Origin of the sequence: Pseudomonas sp. QL9 (genome assembly GCF_041409665.1) — a bacterium.
Classification (GTDB): Bacteria; Pseudomonadota; Gammaproteobacteria; order Pseudomonadales; family Pseudomonadaceae; genus Pseudomonas; species Pseudomonas knackmussii.
Map to the genome: position 1 here is coordinate 3016180 of NZ_CP166971.1, position 22342 is coordinate 3038521.

Below are 22342 nucleotides of genomic sequence, written 5' to 3' on the forward strand. Positions count from 1 at the left end.
GTGCTTGCGGATGAATCAGTAGTCGACCGGGTCGCGGATGATCGGGCAGGTCATGCAGTGACCGCCGCCACGGCCGCGGCCGAGCTCGCCGGCGCTGATGGTGACGACTTCCACACCGGCCTTGCGCAGCAAGGTGTTGGTGTAGGTGTTGCGGTCATAGCCAACCACCACGCCCGGCTCGATGCAGACCACGTTGTTGCCGTCGTCCCACTGCTCGCGTTCCGCGGCGAAGCTGTTGCCGCCAGTCTCGACCACGCGCAGCTTCGACAGGCCCAGGGCTTCGCCAACCACGGTGATGAAGTCCTTCTCCTCGCGGGCGATGTGCAGGCCATAGGGGCTCTTGTCGTCCGGACGCAGGGTGAAGGGCACGATTTCCCGGACCACTTCCGGAAAAACGGTTACCAGGTCGCGGTCGCAGAAGCTGAAGACGGTGTCCAGGTGCATCGCTGCGCGGGATTTCGGCAGGCCGGCAACGATGATGCGTTCGGCGGCACCCTTGGCGAAGAGGTTCTGCGCCAGTTGGCCGATTGCCTGGCGGGAGGTCCGCTCACCCATGCCGATCAGCACGATGCCCTTGCCGATGGGCATCACGTCGCCGCCTTCGAGGGTGGACATGCCGTGATCCTTGTCCGGATCGCCGTACCAGATCTGGAAGTCGGCGTTGGTGAATTCCGGGTGGAATTTGTAGATCGCGGTGGTCAGCAGGGTTTCCTGGCGTCGCGCCGGCCAGTACATCGGGTTCAGGGTGACGCCGCCATAGATCCAGCAGGTGGTGTCGCGGGTGAACTGGGTGTTGGGCAGCGGCGGCAGCAGGAAGCTGGAGTGACCCAGGTACTCGCGGTACATCTTGAGGATCTGGGCGCCTTCGCTGTCCGGGATGTCGTCGGCAGCCACGCCGCCGATCAGGAACTCGGCCAGCTTGCGCGGTTCCAGGCCTTCCAGCCAGGAGCGCAGCTCGTTGAGCAGGCCTACACCGACGGTGTCGGCGGTGATCTTGCGATCGAGAATCCACTTCAGCGCTGCCGGGTTCTGAACGGTTTCGGTCAGCAGGTTGTGCATTTCCAGCACATCCACACCACGTTCGCGCATTTTGGTGACGAAATCGAAGTGATCGCGCTTGGCCTGGTTAACCCAGATTACGTCGTCGAACAGCAACTCGTCGCAGTTGCTAGGGGTCAGGCGTTGGTGGGCTAGACCGGGCGAGCAGACCATCACTTTGCGCAATTTGCCAGCTTCGGAGTGGACGCCAAGTTTGGTTTTTTCCGTGCTCATGAGTGTCTCCAGTGATGTCACAGAGTAAGGAAGCCGTCGTAGAGGCCATACGCCGCGATCAATGCACCGACCACGACAACCGCGAAGATGAGCTTCTCGACGTTGGTGAAGACGGGTTGTCCGACTTCACGTTTCGCTTTTGCGAAGAGGATGGCGCCTGGCGCGTAAAGCAGCGCCGACAACAGCAGGTACTTCAATCCACCAGCGTAGATCAGCCAGATGGCGTAGATGAGCGAGATGGAGGCGATGAACAGATCCTTGCTGCGGTCGCGAGCGTCGGTCTCGTAGGTCTCCCCGCGCAGCGGCAGCAGGACGGCGTAGGCCGCGGACCAGAAGTACGGGATCAGGATCATCGAGGTGGCCAGGTAGATCAGCTTCAGATAGGTGCTGGCGCTGAACAGCGTGATGATCAGGAATACCTGCACGCAGCCGTTGGTCAGCCACAGTGCATTGGCCGGGACCTGCTTGCTGTTCTCCTTGCGGATGAACTCGGGCATGGTGTGGTCCTTGGCCGCGGCGAACATGATCTCGGCGCACAGCAGTACCCATGACAGCAGGGCGCCGAGCAGCGAGATGACCAGGCCGACGCTGATCAGCACAGCGCCCCAGTGGCCAACCACGTGCTCGAGCACGGCAGCCATCGACGGGTTCTGCAGCTTGGCCAATTCCGGCTGGGTCATGATGCCCAGGGAGAGGATGTTCACCAGAACGAGGAGCAGCAGCACGATGACGAAGCCGAGCAGGGTCGCCTTGCCGACGTCGGTGCGGCGTTCGGCACGTGCCGAGAAGATGCTTGCGCCTTCGATACCGATGAACACCCAGACGGTCACCAGCATCATGTTGCGCACCTGGTTCATCACGCTGCCGAGTTCGGGGTTGTTCAGGCCCCAGATATCAGCCGTGAAGATGTCCAGTTTGAACGCGAACAGGCAGATCAGGATGAACAGGAACAGCGGCACCATCTTGGCGATGGTGGTCACTACGTTGACGAAGGCCGCCTCCTTGATCCCGCGCAGCACCAGGAAGTGCACGGCCCAGAGTAGGACCGACGCGCCGATGATGGAGGCCAGGGTGTTGCCTTCGCCGAAGACCGGGAAGAAGTAACCTAGGGTGGAAAACAGCAGGACGAAGTAACCGACGTTGCCTAGCCAGGCGCTGATCCAGTAGCCCCAGGCCGAAGAGAAGCCCATGTAGTCGCCGAAACCTGCCTTGGCGTAGGCGTACACCCCGCCGTCGAGTTGTGGTTTGCGGTTGGCGAGGGTCTGGAACACGAAGGCCAGGGCGAGCATCCCCACTGCGGTGATGGCCCAGCCGATCAGGATGGCGCCGACGTCGGCGCTGGCTGCCATGTTCTGCGGCAGCGAGAAGATCCCCCCACCTACCATGGAGCCGATCACGAGCGCGGTAAGCGCCCCTAATCGGAGTTTTTGGCTGCTTTCTTGCGACATTTTCGAATCTCCCTATAGGAGTTGGAGAGTGTAGTTATTAGGCGCCGACTGTCAGGGAACCACACTGACGCAAATCAATAGCCTGCTAACAAATGTTTCCAACTGCGCGACGACCCTGTCTGTGTGCTCAGGAAAGATAGGAGAGAAATTGCGCTGATGCCCGATTTAGAGGCGGCGACGTGAAGGTTCGATAGCGGCGATTTGACATTTCAGTGGCGTTCCGGGCATTGCCGCCGAACGGCAAGGCCCTAGTCGCACTGCACTCTGTCGATGCAACTCAATGACGCCAAAGGCAAAAGACATGAAGCCCGGCGAGGCCGGGCTTCATGGAGGAAGTAGGTTTGCCGGCACGGGATCGCCGCGACGGCGCATCGACCCAGGACGGGCGACGAGAGGCGCAATGGCCGAGAGGTCTCCCACGGGCTTGTGGCCCGCAGGGCGTGGCACGCATGCCACGAGGGAAAGAGTCGCACGAAGCGCTCGTGCCTGGACGAGCAAGCCGCGTGCCACCCCGTCGCCCGTGCACCGTGTCAGTGCTGGCGGGGTGTTGGTGCATATATAAGAAAGCGGATCGGCAAGAATCCGCCTAGGACTCGACCTCGTCGGCGGGATTTCCGCCAGTGCCGGAGAGCATCAGGCCATGTTTGCGCAACTTGTCATGCAGGGTCTTGCGCGGCAGGCCTAGTGCTTCGGCCAGACTACGCAGGGAGGTATGCGAGCGGGCCATTTCGGCGGCGATCAGAGCACGCTCGAAGGCTTCCACTTGCTCGTTCAGCCCTGCACCGGAAAGTACGCTTCCCGGATTCGAAGGCGCTTCGTCCAGTCCCAGATCGAGCCCCAGGGCGAAGCGTTCGGCAACGTTTTGCAGCTCCCGGACATTGCCCGGCCAACTATGCGCCAGGAGCAGGGCGCGCTGCCCCGGCTCGACCTGGCGGGCCGGAAGGCCATGGCGTTGCGTTGCCTGTTCGGCGAAGTGCTGGAACAGCAGCAGGATGTCTTCCCCGCGCTCGCGCAGCGGCGGGATGCGCAGGCTGGCGACATTCAGCCGGTAGTAAAGGTCGGCACGGAAGCGGCCCTCGTCAGCGGCCAGGCGCAGGTCCTCCTTAGTCGCCGCAATGATGCGGATGTCCAGCGGGATCAACTGGTTCGAGCCGAGGCGCTCGACGACGCGTTCCTGCAGCAGACGCAGCAGCTTGACCTGCACGTCCAGGCTCATGCTCTCGATCTCGTCGAGGAACAGGGTGCCGCCATTGGCGAACTCGAACTTGCCGATGCGGCGTTTCTGCGCGCCGGTGAAGGCGCCCTGCTCATGGCCGAACAGCTCGCTTTCCACCACCGACTCAGCGAGGGCGCCGGCGTTGATGGCGACGAAGGGGCCGTTGCGGCGATTGGACAAGTCATGCAGCGCGCGGGCGACCACCTCCTTGCCAGAGCCGGTCTCGCCGAGGATCAGCACGTCGGCCTGTAAACCGGCGAGCGCTGCCACCTGCTCCTGCAGGCGGCGCATCCCCGCCGATTGACCGACCAGGCGGCCACGCACTTCTTTCCGCTCGGCCAGGGCCAGGCGCAGGCTGCGGTTCTCCAGCACCAGGCGGCGGACCTCGAGTGCCCGGCGAACGCTGTCGAGCAGGGCGTCGCTGGGGAAGGGCTTCTCGAGAAAATCGTAGGCGCCGGCGCGCATGGCTTTCACGGCCAGGGGCACGTCGCCGTGGCCGGTGATGAGGATCACCGGCAGGTCGGGGTCCTGGCCGTGCAGCTGCTCGAGCAATTCCAGGCCATCGATGCCGGGCATTCGAATGTCGCTGACCACCACCCCAGGCCAGTCGCGGCAGCGAGTTGCATCCAGCTCGCGCGCATCGCCCAGGCTAATCGCCTTGAAGCCGGCGAGGTCGAGGGTCTGGCTGAGCGCCTGGCGCAAGTACGGGTCGTCGTCGATCAGAACGACCTGGTTGTCGGCGGCGAATACGGCGCTCTGGGTCATGCGCGGGTTTCCTCCTGGGGCGTCGGCGTCACGCCGGGGATGCCCGGCAACAGGTGCAATTGTACGAGAGCGCCGCCCTCGGGGTGATTGCCCAGTTCCAGCCGGCCGCCGAGGGCGCGCAGCAGGGTGTCGCAGATCGCCAGGCCGAGGCCAAGGCCCTTTGCACTGGTCTTCGTGGTGAAGAACGGTTCGCGAGCGTGCGCCATGGCCTCTGCCGAGAAGCCCGGGCCGTTGTCGCGCAGGGACAGGACGACGCCTTCGGTTGTCTGCTCGGCGGTGAGCCAGATGCGCCGCGGCGGCGCTTTCTCGCTGAGGGCGTCGAGCGCATTGGAAAGGAGGTTGGCGAGGATCTGCCGTAACCGCGTTTCGCCGGCCTGGACCCAGAGGGGCGCATCGGGCAGGTCACGCTGCAATTCGACATTCATGGCCTGACGTCGGCTGGCGACCAGCGCCAGGGCGTCATTGATCGCCGGCTGCAGGGCGACGTTCTCCGGCGCGCGCCGGGCGCCGCGGGCATAGGCCTTGAGGTGGGCGATGATCGAGGCCATGCGCTCGGTCAGCGAGCTGATCTGCTCGAGGTTGCCGCGAGCGTCGTCCAGACGCTGATGATCAAGCAGCACGCGCGCGTTGTCGGCATAGCTGCGGATCGCCCCGAGCGGCTGGTTCAGCTCGTGGCTGATGCTGGCCGACATGGTGCCCAGCGCGGTCAGCTTGCCAGCTTGCACCACTTCTTCCTGGGCGTGCATGAGTTCGCGCTGCGCCTGCTCGCGGTCATGGACTTCCTGCTGCAGGCGAGCGTTGGCGTCTTCCAGCTCCTGGGTGCGCTCGAGCACGCGCATCTCCAGCTGCCGCTTCGCCTGCGCTTCAAGGGCGATGCGTTCGATGTAGTGGCGGCGGCTGATGCTCAGCAGTGCCAATAACAGGAGCAAGGCCAGCAGGGTGGCACCGCCAATAAGCAGGACGCTGCGTACCGGGCGGTCGACTTGGCTGCGCGGGGAGTAGATGCTCACGGTCCAGCCGGTTTCCGGTAGCTCTCGGCTCAGGCTGATCCAGTTGCGCTCATTGATGCGCAACGGCTTCGGGTCCAGCACCGGATAGGGGATGTTCTGCGCAATTTCGCGCTGTTTGGCCGGCGATAGCGGTCGACTGGCATGGAAGCGCCAGGCGTCGTTGGAGCTGAGGATGGCCACGCCGTTGGCGTCGGTCACCAGCAACTGCTCGGGGGTGTTGCCCCAGAGCTGCTCCATGTGTTCGAGGTCCAGCTTGACCACCAGCACGCCGAGTACGCGATCGACTCCATGGACTTCGCTCGCGAAGTAGTAGCCACGCCGATTGGAGGTGGTGCCCAGGCCAAAGAACCGCGCCGGCCGGCCCTGGATGGCGTCCTTGAAGTAGGGGCGAAAGGCGAAGTTGCGACCGACGAAACTGTCCGGCTGGTCCCAGTTGGAGGCGGCCTGAGTGGTGCCGTCCGGGCGCATCAGGTAGATGACGTCGGCGCCGGTGCGCTGCTTTATTTCCGCTAGTCGCGAATTTGCCTTTGCCTGAAGAACCGTGTCGTCAGTGCGCTGCAGGGTGGCGTTCAGCAGCGGCAGTTCGCTGAGGATCGGCGGAAGGTCCTCGTAGCGGCGAAGCGTGCCGAGCAGGGTGGCGACGTAGAGGTCCAGGGTCTGCTGGTTCTGCTCGGCGAGTTGCTGGCTGTAGTAGCGCTCGGCGAAGAACTGCAGCGGCCAGAGCGACAGGACGAAGAGCACTGCCAGAGCGCCCAAGGAACGCCAGCGGGATAGGTAGCGGTTCAAGGTGATTCACATCGCTCGAAGATTGCCGGCGATGCTACACCTTTCAGCGCGTCACTGGCTGGAGTTCCAGGTGGCCCATCAGTAGCGCGACGCTTTCGTCCAGGCTCAGGCGATCGGTGTCGATGCGATCGAAGGGTTGCAACGGTGCCTCATAGGGCGAGCTGATGCCGGTGAATTCGGCAAGCGCACCGGCGCGGGCTTTCTTGTACAGGCCCTTGGGATCGCGCTGCTCGCAGACGCTCAGATCAGTGCTCAGGTGAATTTCGCGGAAGCGCTCTTCGCCGACAATCTGTCGGGCCTGCTCGCGGTCCGCACGGAACGGTGAGATGAACGAGGTGATGACGATCAGCCCGGCGTCGTTCATCAGCCGTGCGACTTCGGCGACGCGACGGATGTTCTCCGAGCGGTCTTCCGCGGAAAAGCCCAGATCCTTGCATAACCCGTGGCGCACGTTGTCGCCATCGAGAACCACTGCCGAATAGCCATGCTCATGCAGGGCGTATTCCAGGGCAAAGGCCAGGGTCGACTTACCGGAGCCGCTCAGGCCGGTGAGCCAGAGAGTCGCCGGCTTCTGGCGCAGACGATTTGCGCGCTCCTCGATGCTGAGGCTTCCGGCGTGCCATCGGATGTTTTCGTTCAGGCTCATCTATCGTGGTACTCCAGCAGGTCCGGGGTTCTCTCGTTCAGCTGACCAGTCCGCGACCGCAATAGTGGTCGTCAAGAACCAGTCGCTTCAATAGCTTCCGCTCCTCATCGTCGGGGCTGGCGCTGAAGGTCGACCAGATATCCACAGCCAGTGCTCGAGGCGGTAGGAAGTCGGCATGCAGCGTGGCCCGGACATCCAATACGTCCTGCAGGTAGGCCAGTGCGCCATTCTGGATCTGGTGACGGATCTCCCGGGCCGCCAGCTCCTGGTCGCTGAGAGCCTGGAAGTGTGCGACAGGCTCGCCGGTGTCGTTCAGGGTGTAATGGTTGATCTGGGCATCGTCTGCGCTGAGCAGTTGCTCGAGCATGAAGTTCTGGTCGAACAGGCTGCAATTACCGCGAGTTGCTCGGGAGACCCGGTCAGCGAAGCAACCATCGGCGAAGACCTTGCAGCTCTCACTGAAGGCGTCGACCAGTTCGTCGGTGACCATGTAGTAACCATTGATTGGGTGCGCCAGGAAAGCGTTCAGGTGACGTTGGATGGTGCCGGAGTAACCGACGTCGACTACAGCGACTGCACCACCATCTGCCAACCCGGAATCCGCCAGGTAGCGTTGCAGGGCTGGAGCCTCATGTGCGGCCTGCTCCAGGATGCGCGGAAGCAGATGACGTAGGACAGGTTCGATGTGGCTGACGTCACTATTGCTGATGTCGAGCAGTTGCCCGGCTTTCCACAACCCCAGGTTGTCGAGCGCTTGCAGGTCGCTCTCGCTCAGTTGCACGCCAAAGCGAGCTTTGATCAGGTTCTCCAAGGTGCCGGAGAAGTAGTTGGGACGGGCGAGCGTCAGCACGTCCTTGAAGTCCTGAAGTTGCGGGACGCTGACCGCGCGCCGCGACAGCACCAGATAGTGCGATTGCACGGCGCTGGGCTCGCGCTCGGACCAGAGGTCGAAGGCCGACTTGAGCAGCTTGCCCTCACGGGCCAGGAAGTAGAGGCGATCGATACCGTCACGCTGTGCACGTTCACGCAGCCAGGTGACGAAGTGAGTGAGCAGCGGACCGATGACGTTGTAGCCAAGCAGCTCTGCGGAGCCTTGGGAAAACGCAGTAGGACGATAGGTACCGAAGGCGATCTTGGAGAAGTTGCGTCGCAGGAGCAGGCCCAGTGCCAGTTCGGCGCTGAGATCGCCTTGAGCCCGAACGCGCTCCACCAGTCGGTTCCAGTGCGGCAACCCTCGCGCGAGGTCGACCGGCTTCAGCATGTGCATCAGACCCATACCCATGTCGCCGGGTATCTGCACATCCGAGCGCTCGTTGTCGCCGATCATCAGCATCTGTTCCGGCAGCAACTGCTCCTCGCGCAATGCCAGTTCGTAGAGCTGGCCACTGTCCTTGCGGACACCGATTTCGCCGGAAAGGTACAGCTTGTCCCACTGCAGGATGCCGACCTTCTGCAGCATCGCGGTGATGACCGGCTGGGGCAGGAACATGTCGCTGAGCAACACGACCCGCTTGCCCAGGCGCTTTGCATAGCGAAGCAGGGCAATGCTTTGCGGGCGCGGCGCAACGCTGGCGAACTCGGTTTCTTCTTCGCGCTGGCGTAGAGCGAGAAGGGTGCCTTTCTCAATGCCGGATAGACGTCCCAGCTCATCGAAGATTTCGGCGGTGGTAATGTCGCGTCCGGCTTTCTCGCGTGCGCGAGCCTCGGCCACGGCGCGATAGCGCAGGTATTTCTCTCCGATGCTTGGGTCGACTCGTTGTGCAGTCAGGCGCTTTACCGACTCCGGGTCGAGCAGCGGGCGCAGCAGCAGGGTGTCGAAGATGTCAAAGGCGACCGTCTTGATGGCCGGATTGGCAATTTGCTGTTGCAGTTCCTGCTCGTCGCGGGCCAGGTAGCTGTCGAAGCGCCAGGCCGACCAGGAGTTGGTTCGTTGGCAACGCAGGATGGCCGGGGCCAGGCCTTGCTTCTGGCTGGTCAGGACCAGCAGGCGCTCCAGGCAGTGAGCGAAAGTGCCATCAGTCTGCCCGGCTTCCTCGGCGAAGTCTTCCAGGGTAATGCCTGCCTCGAAAAGTGGCGCCAAGGCCTGTCGGGAAGCCCAGAACATGCTGCCGGCCGGGAAGTGGAAATAGCTCTCCGGGATCTGCGTGATACCGAGGCGGTGGCACCATTGATGGCCCATCGCTCGGTTGGCCAGCCAGGTGTTGGCCACGTAGTGCAGTCGCTCGAAGTTCTGTGGATAGACGATACCAGCGCGACCCGATTGCAGAAGCTCGAAGATCGCACGCACCTGCCGCTCGCTGCCGCTCAGTGCCTGGCACAGGTACTCGCGCCAGCCGTCGGTGGCACCGCTATTGAACAGCGATTTCTTGCTGTGCAGGTGCAGCAGGTAGTCGTACTGACGTAGAACGTCGCCGAACTGGCAGAACATCGGCGCTATGTCTCGACCTCGGTTTGGAACTACCTCGATTCGCAGGGCACCCAGTTGCGGCAAGTTGGCGAAAGCCTCCTGGCAGGTCTGCCTGCCAGCTTCGTCCTTCACCGAGACGAACAGGTCATAGGGGAAGGGCATGTTGCCGAGATAGCCGCGGAATTCATCCGCCAGGTCGCTGTAGTACATGTGCAGGTGGATAGCGACACTGCCATTCAGTGATTCGCAGGGGGCGACCTGATTGATATCGGTGAGCTCGGTCGGCCAATTGAGATTGGTTACCGGCTGCTGCGCGTTTTGCCGCTTCCAACGTTCGTAGTGCCCCAGCCCTTGGAAGGCGAATCCCATGTGGCGATACGCAGTGAGCACAAGCCTGTCGCGCTGCTTGGCCGGGATGCGCCAGTAGAGTGAGCGGCCGACCTGATGCAAGTAATTGCGCAGGCTGACAATGGCTTCGCTGCGCCGCCCACGCGCGATTCGCGAGGCGAAGCGCAAGGGTTTGGTGATCACCCAGGAGGCGGACTGGCGGATTTCGTCGAGCGACGCTTGAGCGTTTGCCAGGTTGGCAGAAAGCCTGGTGATCTCGGCCGCGCGCTGCTGAGCGTCTTCCAGTTCCAGGGTCTGTTTGGCGACCACGAACTGCAGGCTATCGATGATAGCGCGGGCGTCCTTCAGGGCTTCGTCATGCAGACGATCCTGCCGATCCAGTGCGTGCAACGTAGGCGCCAGTGCGCGGCAGTGCTCTGCCAAGGCTTCAGTGCGGAGAATTGCTTGAGGGCTGGCGAGTTGCAACTCGTCTGCAGCCAGGCTGTTAAGCAGTTCGAAGCACTCGATTACCTCTGCTGGAGCGGTGCCTGACAACTGCTCGATGTCATCGGTGGCACGATTGTGTTGTAGATCTGCACTGAGGAATCGCTCGACGTACTCCTCCAGTTCGGCTGCTGGCGGGGCATTCAGGCCAAGGTGCTCGCCTAGCCGAACTATCTGCTCGGCTGGTCTGTGCATCAGATTGTCGTAACTCAGCACCACAGCTCGTTGACCGCGGGAGTGCAGCAGGCTCTGCAGCATGTAGTCGAGCCAGAGGTAGAGACTCTTTGGGTGGCTGAAACCGTCGCGTTTCTCCAGGGACTGCGCCACGCTCAGCGGATGGCGCAGGCTGATGACGAATGCCGGGTCGATACCTGCGAGCTCGAAGACGCGCATCCAGAATGGCAGTAGCAACGAGATGCGCGGGTCCTTGAGGCCAAAAATCGGGTAGCCACTGAAGTGCTCGCGAAGGTAGTCCACTGCTCGCCGCATGAGTGGCGAGTCTTCGAGACTGGCGAGCCGTTCGCTGGCGAGCGGTTTCAGCGAGTGCCAGGAGTGTCCGAGTGTGTCCAGGACGTCGGTATTGATGTCGACGATTTCCTGGTCTTCCCAGAAGCCACGCTCGTTGTTGTTCTGCGCGGCAGGCATCAGGTTGCCACCCAGCTCCACGCCAAGCGTCGTGAGTCCCCTTGCAATTGCACTGGTCCCGCTACGGTGCATGCCCAGTACGACTACGGCTCTTTGGCGCTCTTGCACAACACTTCTCCGATTTTCTTCTTGGAATTGCGGTCGCGTCCGCGACCTGGCAGCAACAGCACTTGTTCAGTCGAATACTTCAGCTTCGCTCAGGCGTACGCCCAGGCGATCCTTGCCAGACAGTTCCGGCTCCCCTGGCGCCGGCCACTCAATGGCAAGATCCGGGTCATTCCAGGCAATGCAGCGCTCATGCTCCGGTGCCCAGAAGTCGGTGGTCTTGTAGAGAAACTCGGCGCTCTCGCTGAGCACCTGGAATCCATGCGCGAAGCCTTCGGGAATCCACAGCTGATGTTTGTTCTCGCCACTCAGGATCGCGCCGACCCATTGGCCGAAGGTAGGTGAGTCTCTCCGCAGATCGACGGCAACGTCGAAAACCTCGCCCTGGACCACCCGCACGAGTTTTCCCTGCGGCTGCTGGATCTGGTAATGCAAGCCGCGCAGCACGCCACGCACGGAGCGTGAGTGGTTGTCCTGGACGAAGGGGCGTACCGGACCAACCGCGGCCTCGAATTTGCGCTGGTTGAAGCTTTCGAAGAAGAAGCCGCGTTCATCGCCGAAGACCTGGGGTTCCAGCAAGACGACATCGGGAATTGCGAGGCGGGTAGCTTTCATCAGAACACGGTGTCCACAAGCAGGCGTTTCAGATACTGGCCGTAGCCGTTCTTGCACAGAGGGGCCGCCAGTCTCTCCAGTTGCGCTGCGTCGATCCAGCGCTGGCGATAGGCTATCTCTTCCGGGCAGGCGACCTTCAGGCCCTGGCGATTCTCCAGGGTGGCGATGAAGTGGCTGGCTTCCAGCAGAGAGTCGTGGGTGCCGGTATCCAGCCAGGCGTAACCGCGGCCCATGATTTCGACCGAAAGCTCGTTCATGTCCAGGTAGGTCTGATTGATATCGGTGATTTCCAGCTCGCCGCGGGCCGATGGACGAATGCTCTTGGCGATGTCGACGACGCGCGTGTCGTAGAAATACAGGCCGGTTACCGCATAGTTGGATTTGGGCTTCTGGGGCTTTTCTTCGAGGCTGACAGCTCGTCCGGAGCCATCGAACTCCACAACGCCGTAACGTTCTGGGTCGTGCACGTGATAGGCGAAGACGCTGGCTCCATTCTGCCGGTCCATTGCACTGCGAAGCAGCTCCTGGAAATCGTGCCCGTGGTAGATGTTGTCGCCCAGAACCAGCGCGCTTAGATCATTGCCTAGGAATGACTCCCCAATCAGAAAGGCCTGCGCCAAGCCGCCCGGGTGCTCTTGCACGGCGTAGTGCAGATCTAGCCCCCATTGGCTGCCGTCGCCCAACAGTTGCTGGAAGCGTGGAGTGTCCTGAGGGGTCGAAATCACCAGGATCTCGCGGATGCCCGCCAGCATCAGCGTGCTCAGCGGGTAGTAGATCATCGGTTTGTCATACACCGGCAGGAGTTGCTTGGAAACTGCAAGGGTAGCCGGATGCAGACGTGTCCCGGCGCCGCCGGCGAGAATGATGCCTTTGCGCTTCATGGCGTTTTTCCTTGAGAGAGTTCCGCAAGCAGGCGTCGAACGTGGAATTGCCAATGCGGCAGCTTCAGCCCGAAAGTACGGCGCAGCTTGGTGGTATCCAGGCGCGAGTTCGCAGGTCGGCGCGCTGGCAGCGGGTAGTCGGCAGTTGTAATCGGGTGAACGCGGTCGCTGGCGCATTTCAGAGTCATGCCCAGTCGGAGAGCCTCTTCGATAACGAAACTCGCATAGCCATGCCAGCTGGCTTCGCCGGCTGCGACGAGATGGTATAAGCCCGAAGCATTGCCCGTGACCTGGCCGCACAGCACCTGGCCAAGTATTTGTGCGGTGGTATCAGCGATCAGCTCGGCACTGGTAGGTGCGCCAAACTGATCCGCAATCACACGCAGTTCGTCTCGCTCGCTCGCCAGGCGCAGCATGGTCTTGGCGAAGTTTGCGCCACGTGCGGCGAATACCCAGCTGGTACGAAAAATCAGGTGTAGGCACCCACTGCGGAGAATCGCTTCCTCGCCCTCACGCTTGGTCTGGCCGTAAACGCTGAGTGGGCCTGTGACATCTTCCTCGCGGAAGGCGCGCTCGCCGCTCCCATCGAAGACATAGTCGGTGGAGTAGTGAACCAGCCACGCATTCAGCGCCTTTGCTTCTTCAGCAAGGACTGCGACGGCCTCTGCGTTAATCCGCCGAGCGCATTGCTCGTCGCTTTCCGCTCTGTCCACTGCGGTATAGGCGGCAGCGTTTACGATGATGTCGGGTCGGTGCTCTCGCACCAGTGCGCGCAGGGCATCGAGATTCTCGAGGTCGCCGGAAGCGCGATTACAGATGGTCAGTTCGGCCAGTGGCGCCAACGCCCTCTGCAACTCCCAGCCGACCTGCCCTTCCGCGCCGAGAAGAAGAATTCCGCTCATTTGTACTGCTTGTCCAGCCACTCGCGGTAGGCACCGCTGGTTACGTTGTCGACCCAAGCCTGGTTGTCCAGATACCAACGGACCGTCTTGGTGATGCCGCTTTCGAAGGTTTCCGCCGGCTTCCAGCCCAGTTCACGCTCCAGACGCGAAGCGTCGATAGCGTAGCGCCGGTCATGTCCGGGACGGTCCTTGACGAACGTGATCTGATCTCGATAGCTCCGTCCATCGCTGCGCGGACTTTCCTGATCGAGGATGTCGCATAGCGTCTGGACCACGTCGAGGTTGGCCTTCTCGTTCCATCCCCCGACGTTGTAAGTCTCGCCAACTTTCCCTGCATCCAGGACCCTGCGGATGGCACTGCAGTGGTCCTTCACGTAGAGCCAGTCGCGGATCTGTTGACCGTCGCCATAAATGGGTAGCGGCTTGCCAGCGAGCGCGTTGTGAATGACTAGCGGAATCAGCTTTTCCGGGAAGTGATAGGGGCCGTAGTTGTTCGAGCAGTTGGTCGTCAGTACCGGTAGTCCATATGTATGGTGATAGGCGCGGACAAGGTGATCCGAAGCAGCCTTGGAGGCTGAATAGGGGCTGTTGGGTTCGTACCTGTGCTGCTCTGTGAAAGCTGCAGCATCGGGCTCCAGCGAGCCATAGACCTCATCCGTGGAGACGTGTAGGAAGCGAAATGCGCTCCGACGTTCGCTATCCAGTCCCGCCCAATATTCCCGGACGGCCTGGAGGAGATGGAAAGTCCCGACCACGTTGGTCTGAATGAAGTCTTCCGGGCCATGAATCGAACGGTCGACGTGGGACTCGGCAGCGAAGTTCAACACAGCGCGCGGTTGATGTCGCTCGAGTAGCGCACTTACCGTAGCCAGGTCGCCAATGTCGCCGTGAACGAACAGATGGCGTTCGTCGCCTTCCAGATCCGCCAGATTCTGCAGATTGCCGGCATAGGTGAGTTTGTCGAGGCCGATTACCTTTTCATCGTGGTTGGCCAGCCAGTCGAGGACAAAGTTCGAGCCAATGAAGCCGGCGCTGCCGGTAACCAGAATCGTCATGAAGTTACAACCTTTGTAGGATCGCCGCTGCTACAAGTCCCAGGTTACCTGGCAGGGTCTGGCGGTAGATGCCCGATTTTCCGATCAAGTAAAGACGTCTAGGCAGGGAAGCGCGTCGCGCATGCTCAAACAATTGGAGTGTCGCCTGGCTTTCCTCTGTCAGTAGATGCCGAAGAGGGGAAATCGCCTTGAGGTTTTCGTCATTCCAGCCGCGGAAGGTGCCGGCAAGCATTCGACGGAAACGCACATAGCGATCACGCAGGCTGGAGTTCGAACCGATCAGGTTCTTCCCGTGCTGGCGGTAACCGGTACGTGGAGACGGATCGTAGAATACCCGACCGCCGCAGCCGGAAACGAGAATGTACGCCCACCAGTCGTGGGCGATGATATTGCAGTCGCGCGGGGTCATCGCCAGCAATCGCTTGGCTGCACCGTTGAACACCATGGTGTTGCCGCCGGCCAGGCTTTGCACCAGCGCATTGGCGAAGCTGGGACGCTTGTCGAAGAGCGGTGAGAGTCCAATGTGCACACCTTCTCTGTCGACTAATTGAGTGCGCGAGCAGTAGAGGGCTGGCACATCCGACGGAGCCTGACTTGCCCAGTCCAGGGCTCTTTCCAACTTGTCCGGTGCCCAGAGGTCGTCCTGGTCGCAAAAGGCGAAATAGCCCGCATCGTCGGGGGACTTGCGGATCAACGACAGGAAATTGGCCGCGAAACCACGGCGTGGTCCATCGAAGATGATGAGACGCTCTGCACCCAGTTGAGTGGCGTAGCGCTGAAGAATCGCTCGAGTGCTATCGGAAGAGCCGTCATCGGAGGCGTAGATGACCCAATTCTCATGGGTCTGCACCCGGATCGATTCGAGCTGCCCGACTAGGAAGTCTTCCCCTTGGAACGTGCTGAGAAGAATGGCTACGGAGGTCTGGGAGCGCTGAGTCGAAGGAGCGTTCTTTTCTGCGCTCGGATTGGAGATCGAGATTTTCAAATCCTTGCCCCCCTATTGTTGTCGAGTTATCGGGGTAATTGTTCTGGGCAGGATAGGGTGCTCTACTGTATGTCAGCAAGTGCGAAATTTTTGACCTTCCGGTCTGAGCTGGAACTGGTCGGTCTGTGTTTTGTCCTTCGCGTCTAAACAATGGAGCCTCTGGGCAAGGCATGGAAGGGGTGCCTAGTATAGCGAGTGATGGTATAGAGGGGCGCAGTGGCAAAAATTAATTGTCTTGTTGATTGGTGGCTGTGCTGAGTTATATCGAACTTGTTTGGGGGCTCTTTAGAGGTGCGGTTTGTAGGCGCGAAAGAAGAGTCTTAACGTTTAAGGACTTCTGCATATAGATTTCTATAGCTTTCTCCCAGGGCTTTGGCTGAGAAAAGGGAAAGAAATCGTTCGCGAGCAGCGGTTCCTAATTTTTTGGATAATTCATCATTAAATAATAGTGTGTTGATCGCTTTGGCTAGCTCTCTTGGTGAGTTGGGAGGAAGCAGGAGACCTGTGACGTTATTCTGGTTCACATAAGACATTCCAGAGCCTATGTCGCAGCAGATTAGCGGCTTGCTGTGCATCGCTGCTTCTAACAAGACCATCCCAAAAGCCTCCGATCGCAAGTGTGACGGAAACACGAACGCGCGGCAGTTTCTGATAAGGTCGTGCTTCTCGGGGTCACTTACTCGGCCGGCAAAAATTACGTTGGTCGCGCCAATTGCATTTGCCTGTGAGTGAAGGTTGTGGGCTTCGGGACCGTCCCCGGCTATTACGATTCTTCCATTTGTTTCTTTAGTGGCCTCTAGGAGCGTGTGTAGCCCTTTGTAGTAGCGGAGTGCACCTAGGGCGAGGACAAATGGAGTATTTCCTAGGCCTAGCTTTCGTACGATTCCAGAGGTATCGCTCAGTTTAGGAAGCGAGTTGGTGATGTCGGCTATTCCTAATGGAATAATTCGGAGCTTTTCCTTCTGGATGTGACTTTGAATCACATTGCTGCTCTGGGCATACGTGGGAGATGTGGCGACTATAGCATCCATAGATCGGAGCGTCAGGCGCATCAGTGGAGTGTAGAGAGCAGAAAGAACTTTTTGCCGAATAATGTCTGAGTGGTAAGTAAGGACTTTCGGCTTTCGCGCTGCTGGTAGAAGATTGAGCAGATCGGCAAACGGCCATGGATAGTGAAAGTGTAGGGCGTCGGCCCAATTTGCTAAGTCAGAAAATACGCGAAACGCGGAGGGGCCTCCTAGGTCACAGGATGCAGGGGCTATCCAAGATAAAGTACGAAATACGCTGGCTTCCTCGTGTTTTATAATGTGCGGAACTGGCTTTGGTGAAAGTGCAAATACACGAGATTCTACGTCGTGCATACGAGTGGCGTCGCATATTTGTTTGATGGCCTCCGGTATACCGCCTGGGGGGTCGGGGTAGTAGGATTTATAAACATGCAAGACTTTAATTTTTGTACTCTCCCGAGGGGTATTCGTCGTGGGCTCTGAGCTGTCCTGGTCTGGTGCTGATGTGCTGGAAATAGGTGTGGAAGGTTTGCTCTATAATGTTTTGGTTGCTGTTGGCTGTTCTTAAATCTCCCACGTCTTTAGTGGGTCTGAATGCTTTTCGTGTATCATATTTTCTGGGGATGTACAAAGTTATAAGGTTTAGGTTTGGTGGGGTAATGATTTCATGTTCGGCTTTCAAGAATGTTTTTTATTGTCTTGAACCATACGGAATATGGTTGATATATCCACCACTTGAGGGGCACTGTTCCATAATGTTCGGCTACGACGGCCATTGCCTCTCTGTAGTGGGCAGCCCTTTTCGTGTTCGTTTTGGTTTCGTGATGCTCGCGATTGATGGCGGCGAAGTCATCTAGGTATTTTGGGTGGCCGCCGTGCTTATATAATCGCCACCAAAGATCATAGTCCATGGCCATATGTAGGGAGGCATTGAGGCCGCCGACAGCATCCCAAGCACTTCGGCGAATGAGTGTAGCGGGCTGGGAAATAATACAACGCAATGCCAAGTTTCGCTCGCTGAACTCCTGGGTCCATACAGGAGTCCTGCTTTGGTCTGAGTCTTTCAAATTCCATGCTTTTGCGTAGGCAAAAGGAGCTGTTGGCGTTGAATCCAGGACTTTCGCGAGCTTATCCAAGCCGCTAGGAACAAATAAGTCGTCACTGTTCAGCCAGCAAACGTAAGGAGCACTTCCCTTTGCAATGGACTCATTGATTGCTGCGGCTTGGCCGTCGTCCGGATGGCTGCGCCATCCGGCAAGGCGGGGCGCCCAAGCCTTGATGATGTCTACCGAACTATCAGATGAAGCAGCATCTGCAACAAATACTTCTATCTCGATCTTGTTTTCAAAGATCGAAGAAAGGGCCGCCTCAAGATACTTCCCTTGGTTGAAAGAGGGGACTGCAACGGTAACTAGCGGTGCTTTCAAATTAGGTTCTCACGCTATTTTGGAAGTCGATGTATGCCCGTTTAAGGCCCTCTTCCAGTGTGACTTTGGGAACCCATCCCATCGCTTTCAGGCGGTCAATACTCATCAGCTTCTGCGGCGTGCCATCAGGCTTTTCTCTGTCCACATCAATTGATCCTGCATACCCTACCGTTTTTGCGATCAGGTGAGCGAGCTCTAGGATGCTAAGATCCGAGCCATACCCTACGTTGATGTGTGAAAGTGTCGGTAGCGTTATGCGCTGATAGGCTTCTAGCGTGAGCTCCATTACGTGAATAGACGCCTTGGCCATGTCGTCCACGTAGAGAAACTCTCGGCGTGGTGTGCCGCTCCCCCAGATGCTGACGGTCGGTGCATTAGCCAACTTGGCTTCGTGGAAGCGCCGGATAAGCGCTGGAATCACGTGGCTGTTTTCGCCATGGTAGTTGTCACCGGGACCGTACAGGTTGGTGGGCATGACGCTACGGAAGTCGGTGCCATATTGGCGATTGTAGGATTCGCATAGCTTGATGCCGGCAATCTTGGCTATCGCATAGGGCTCGTTAGTGGCTTCTAGGGTGCCGGTCAGTAGTGCTGCTTCACTCATCGGCTGGGCTGCTAGGCGCGGGTAGATACAGCTGGAGCCAAGGAACAACAGCCGCTTTACGTCATGCTTCCATGCTGAATGGATGATGTTCGACTCAATCATGAGGTTTTCATAGATGAAGCTTGCCGGATAAGTGCTATTGGCATGAATACCGCCTACCTTTGCCGCTGCCAGGTAGACTTGCTCTGGCTTTTCTTCGGCGAAGAAGCGCTCGACCTGTTGCTGATCGCAGAGATCGAGCTCCTGACGGCTCCGCGTCACGATATTCTCGTAGCCGCGCTCCCGGAGCTCGCGCAGGATGGCAGAGCCCACCATCCCGCGATGCCCCGCCACATAGACTTTCGCAGTGTGTGGCATGACTTTAATTACTCGTGATAGTTGAATGCGCTGTAGCCATGTCGCTTGACGAGTTCGTCGCGCTCGGCGGACTTGAGGTCTTCGCGGACCATTTCGGCCACCAGCTCCTCGAAGGTAATCTTTGGTGTCCAGCCCAGCTTGTTTTTTGCGTTGGAGGCGTCCCCCAACAGGGTCTCGACTTCGGCTGGCCGGAAGTAGCGCGGATCGACGGCGACGATGCAGTTGCCCTTGTCGTCGAAACCCTTCTCGTCGACACCCTCGCCTTTCCAAGTAATGGCGATGTCGAGTTCTTTAGCAGCGGCATTGACGAATTCGCGAACGCTATACTGCACCCCTGTAGCGATTACGAAGTCTTCGGGCTTTTCCTGCTGCAGCATCAGCCACTGCATTTCTACGTAGTCGCGGGCATGACCCCAGTCACGCTTAGCATCCATGTTGCCCAAGTATAGGCAGTCCTGCAGGCCTAGCTTGATCCGGGCCAGAGCTCTGGTGATCTTACGAGTCACGAAGGTCTCGCCACGAATTGGGGATTCATGGTTGAACAGAATGCCGTTGCAGGCATACATACCGTAGGATTCACGGTAGTTGACAGTGATCCAGTAGGCATAGAGTTTGGCAACAGCATAGGGGCTGCGCGGGTAGAATGGGGTGGTCTCGCGCTGCGGGATCTCCTGAACCAGGCCATACAACTCGGAGGTAGATGCTTGGTAGAAGCGCGTTTTTTTCTCGAGTCCGAGAATTCGGATGGCCTCGAGGATGCGCAGAGCACCTAGAGCGTCGGAGTTTGCGGTGTATTCAGGCTCTTCGAAGCTGACGGCAACGTGGGACTGAGCCGCGAGGTTGTAGATCTCGTCAGGTTGAACTTGCTGAATGATGCGGATCAAGCTGGTCGAGTCAGTCAAATCGCCATGATGGAGAATGAAATTCCGGTTCTTGACGTGTGGATCCTGGTAGAGGTGGTCAATACGATCGGTGTTGAACAGCGAGGTACGACGCTTAATACCGTGGACCTCATATCCTTTACTCAGCAGCAATTCAGCGAGATAAGCGCCGTCTTGGCCAGTGACTCCCGTGATCAGGGCTACTTTCATGATGTTCTCCAATTACTTACTTGCTGCTTTCAAAAAAGTGGAAAGTTGTCTGTCGGCATAGATATGCTTGAGCAGAAAGATGAAATGCCTGAGCGGCATTAGTGTTTTCGAGAGCGAGTTCGGCGCATGATTGCGACGTAGCTGTCTCATTTCGTGAATCCCTTTGCTTGCATACTCGCTAATGGTTTTTTGCTCCTGGTGAATGCGGAATCCACCGAGAAAGCGAGGTACGTGGACGAAGCGGGCTCCGCCGTCTAAGAAGCGCAGCAGCAGGTCCCAGTCGAGTGCAAACGCCAGTTTATCATTAAGGCGTCCGCCGACACGTTCCCAGAGGCTGCGGCGCCAGAACAGTGTTTCCTGCGGTACATAGTCGATGTGCCGGAGCAGCTCCCCATCGTGATAGGGCAGAACCCAACGTCCAACGATATTGTCCTGCGTGTCGAGCAGGACGCGGTTACCATAGACGGCGTCGACCTGTGGATTCTCCTGGAACACACGAGCTATATACTCCAGAGCGCCAGGTAGCAGGATGTCATCGGAATTCAAGAATCCCATTATCTCTCCGGAGCAGTGGGAGAACCCTCTGTTGATGGCATCGGCCTGGCCGGTATCTTTTTCGATATGGAAGCTGAAGTTTGGCGATGTTACCGTTTTGAGAATCTCAAGAGTTCCGTCGTTGGACTGATTGTCTTGAACGATGTACTCCAGATTGGAGTATTCCTGAGTCAGAACGCTCTGAATCGTCTGGCCGATGAACTTTCCCTGATTGAACGAGGGCGTTACCAGGGATATCCGTGGCTGTGGTGGCCTGCAGCGCTCAGCGTCGTTCATAGGCACCTGCTTCAGTTGGTAGCACGTCCCCCCCTGATGTAGGACACCAAGCTTGATTCCGAAGGTTCGGCGCACATGAGTGCCGAAGGAAAGGTGTTGGGTCATGGCCGAACTCAGCTTTCCATGCAGATTCTGGCGCTAGAGTCTACGCCGGCCACGCCATAGAAAGGCTGTGCCTGGAACCCCATATGGCCTTTCGGGATGATCGAGAAACTGGTCGCTCCGGTGATCACGCAGTGGCGCTTTGAAGTAGACTCGATTTCCGCCATCGTCGAGTTTTCAATGTTCTTGTGTAGCGTCTTCGGCCAGGATGCGAAGCCGATATCCAGCACATACTCTCCTGATGCGAAGGCCAGCGGTATGTCAAACGCGGCGCGTACGATGCTGCCCTTGGCTAGACGTCCGGGAACTGGGGTGCCGCATTGACCGGAGTTCTTGCCGTGAATTACAACGCCTCGATCCGTTCGGATCACGAAGCCGATTACAGGCGTCTCCAGATTTTCATGAACAATAAATTCAGCGTACACCCGAAGCTTCTCAAATTGCCGGAATACTTGGCGGGTGTCATCGAACTCATCCGTTACCGCAAGGCGGATACATTGAACCAGACCATCGCCGGTTTGCTCTCTGGACGTCATGTCGACGCCGCTCTGTTCGGGCCAATGGAAGTGCTTGTCGCTCAGGTCATCCGGAGTATCGTCTAGGTGCGAAGCGCCTTCACTCAGACGTCGAGCGTCGTCGCTGAGCATCCTCTTGGCATTAATATGGCCTAGTGCGTAATAGCGATTGATCGCTTCGGTCGCGTCACCTTGGTAAACCGCATTGCCGTGATGGAGCAGGAGAACATCGTCACAGTAGTGCATGACGTCGTCCATGCTATGGGTAACCAGAATCACGGTGCAGCCTCTTTGGCGAAGGCGCTCCAGCCGCTCATAGCACTTGAGTCGGAAGAAGATGTCACCCACGGCCAGCGCTTCATCGACGATCAGGACATCCGGATCGATGCAGGCCTGCACGGCGAAGGCAAGACGCACGAACATCCCACTGGAATAGGTCTTGACTGGTGAGTCAATGAACTTGCCGATATCTGCGAAGGACTCGATCTCCGGCAGGATTCTATCGAAGTCTTTGCCAGACACGCCTAGGATCTGGGCATTCAGCCTGGCATTTTCGCGCCCCGTGAACTCCGGATTGAAGCCTGCACCCAACTCGAGCAGCGCCGCGATGCGGCCGTGTACGGTGACGTGTCCCGTGGTGGGTTGGAGGATACCGCTGATGATCTGGAGCAGTGTGGACTTACCGCTACCATTCTGCCCGATTATGCCAAAGAAACTGCCGCGGCGGATTTTCAGTGAAAGAGGCTGCAGAGCGCGGAACGTTTCGTGATTCTTCCCGTGACCGAGCAGCAGTCCCCTCATTCGTTGCAGAGGGCTCTTGTATAGGTCGTATTGCTTCG

The 22342-nt window shown here is 58.9% G+C and carries 17 protein-coding genes; all 17 read right to left on the reverse strand.

The annotated features are described in order from the left end of the window. Positions 1-15: 15 nt before the first annotated feature. Entirely contained in the window at positions 16-1272 is a 1257-nt protein-coding gene (gene arcA / locus ACA097_RS14235; RefSeq protein WP_043256209.1) for an arginine deiminase, read from the reverse strand. Between the two features lie 17 nt (positions 1273-1289). Then, on the reverse strand, positions 1290-2720 hold the full coding sequence (gene arcD / locus ACA097_RS14240; RefSeq protein ID WP_043256207.1) for an arginine-ornithine antiporter: 1431 nt from the start codon (positions 2718-2720) through the stop codon (positions 1290-1292). A gap of 586 nt (positions 2721-3306) precedes the next feature. After that, positions 3307-4701, reverse strand: a complete 1395-nt coding sequence (locus ACA097_RS14245; RefSeq protein ID WP_371364033.1) for a sigma-54-dependent transcriptional regulator — start codon at positions 4699-4701, stop codon at positions 3307-3309. Continuing rightward, positions 4698-6497, reverse strand: coding sequence for an ATP-binding protein (locus ACA097_RS14250; RefSeq protein ID WP_371364036.1), 1800 nt, complete (start codon positions 6495-6497; stop codon positions 4698-4700). Before ACA097_RS14250 ends, ACA097_RS14245 begins: the two co-directional genes overlap by 4 nt. Positions 6498-6540: 43 nt before the next feature. Next, positions 6541-7143, reverse strand: a complete 603-nt coding sequence (gene cysC / locus ACA097_RS14255) for an adenylyl-sulfate kinase (protein ID WP_371364038.1) — start codon at positions 7141-7143, stop codon at positions 6541-6543. A gap of 37 nt (positions 7144-7180) precedes the next feature. Next, the gene (locus ACA097_RS14260; protein ID WP_371364040.1) at positions 7181-11134 is read right to left on the reverse strand and encodes a rhamnan synthesis F family protein; all 3954 of its coding nucleotides are present in this window, start codon (positions 11132-11134) and stop codon (positions 7181-7183) included. A 66-nt stretch (positions 11135-11200) separates the two neighbouring features. Continuing rightward, positions 11201-11746, reverse strand: coding sequence for a dTDP-4-dehydrorhamnose 3,5-epimerase (gene rfbC, locus ACA097_RS14265; protein ID WP_371364042.1), 546 nt, complete (start codon positions 11744-11746; stop codon positions 11201-11203). Next, complete coding sequence (gene rfbA, locus ACA097_RS14270) at positions 11746-12627, reverse strand: glucose-1-phosphate thymidylyltransferase RfbA (RefSeq protein ID WP_043256198.1); 882 nt, start codon at positions 12625-12627, stop codon at positions 11746-11748. Before rfbA ends, rfbC begins: the two co-directional genes overlap by 1 nt. Beyond that, positions 12624-13529: a dTDP-4-dehydrorhamnose reductase gene (gene rfbD, locus ACA097_RS14275; RefSeq protein ID WP_371364044.1), complete on the reverse strand. Its 906-nt coding sequence runs from the start codon at positions 13527-13529 to the stop codon at positions 12624-12626. The genes rfbA and rfbD overlap by 4 nt, the downstream gene beginning before the upstream one ends. Next, positions 13526-14584 carry a dTDP-glucose 4,6-dehydratase gene (rfbB, locus tag ACA097_RS14280; RefSeq protein ID WP_371364046.1) on the reverse strand — a complete coding sequence of 353 codons (1059 nt, stop codon included), beginning with the start codon at positions 14582-14584 and terminating at the stop codon, positions 13526-13528. Before rfbB ends, rfbD begins: the two co-directional genes overlap by 4 nt. Positions 14585-14588: 4 nt before the next feature. Then, positions 14589-15569, reverse strand: a complete 981-nt coding sequence (locus ACA097_RS14285) for a glycosyltransferase family 2 protein (protein ID WP_371364048.1) — start codon at positions 15567-15569, stop codon at positions 14589-14591. A gap of 320 nt (positions 15570-15889) precedes the next feature. Further along, positions 15890-17011, reverse strand: coding sequence for a glycosyltransferase (locus ACA097_RS14290; protein WP_371364050.1), 1122 nt, complete (start codon positions 17009-17011; stop codon positions 15890-15892). A 230-nt stretch (positions 17012-17241) separates the two neighbouring features. Then, entirely contained in the window at positions 17242-18003 is a 762-nt protein-coding gene (locus ACA097_RS14295) for a glycosyltransferase (protein ID WP_371364052.1), read from the reverse strand. Between the two features lies 1 nt (position 18004). Further along, positions 18005-18964, reverse strand: coding sequence for a GDP-L-fucose synthase family protein (locus ACA097_RS14300; RefSeq protein ID WP_371364054.1), 960 nt, complete (start codon positions 18962-18964; stop codon positions 18005-18007). A gap of 8 nt (positions 18965-18972) precedes the next feature. Then, entirely contained in the window at positions 18973-20058 is a 1086-nt protein-coding gene (gene gmd / locus ACA097_RS14305; RefSeq protein WP_371370519.1) for a GDP-mannose 4,6-dehydratase, read from the reverse strand. Positions 20059-20067: 9 nt separating this feature from the next. Next, positions 20068-20991: a glycosyltransferase family 2 protein gene (locus ACA097_RS14310; RefSeq protein WP_371364056.1), complete on the reverse strand. Its 924-nt coding sequence runs from the start codon at positions 20989-20991 to the stop codon at positions 20068-20070. A gap of 8 nt (positions 20992-20999) precedes the next feature. Continuing rightward, positions 21000-22304, reverse strand: a complete 1305-nt coding sequence (locus ACA097_RS14315; RefSeq protein WP_371364058.1) for an ABC transporter ATP-binding protein — start codon at positions 22302-22304, stop codon at positions 21000-21002. Between the last annotated feature and the right edge of the window lie 38 nt (positions 22305-22342).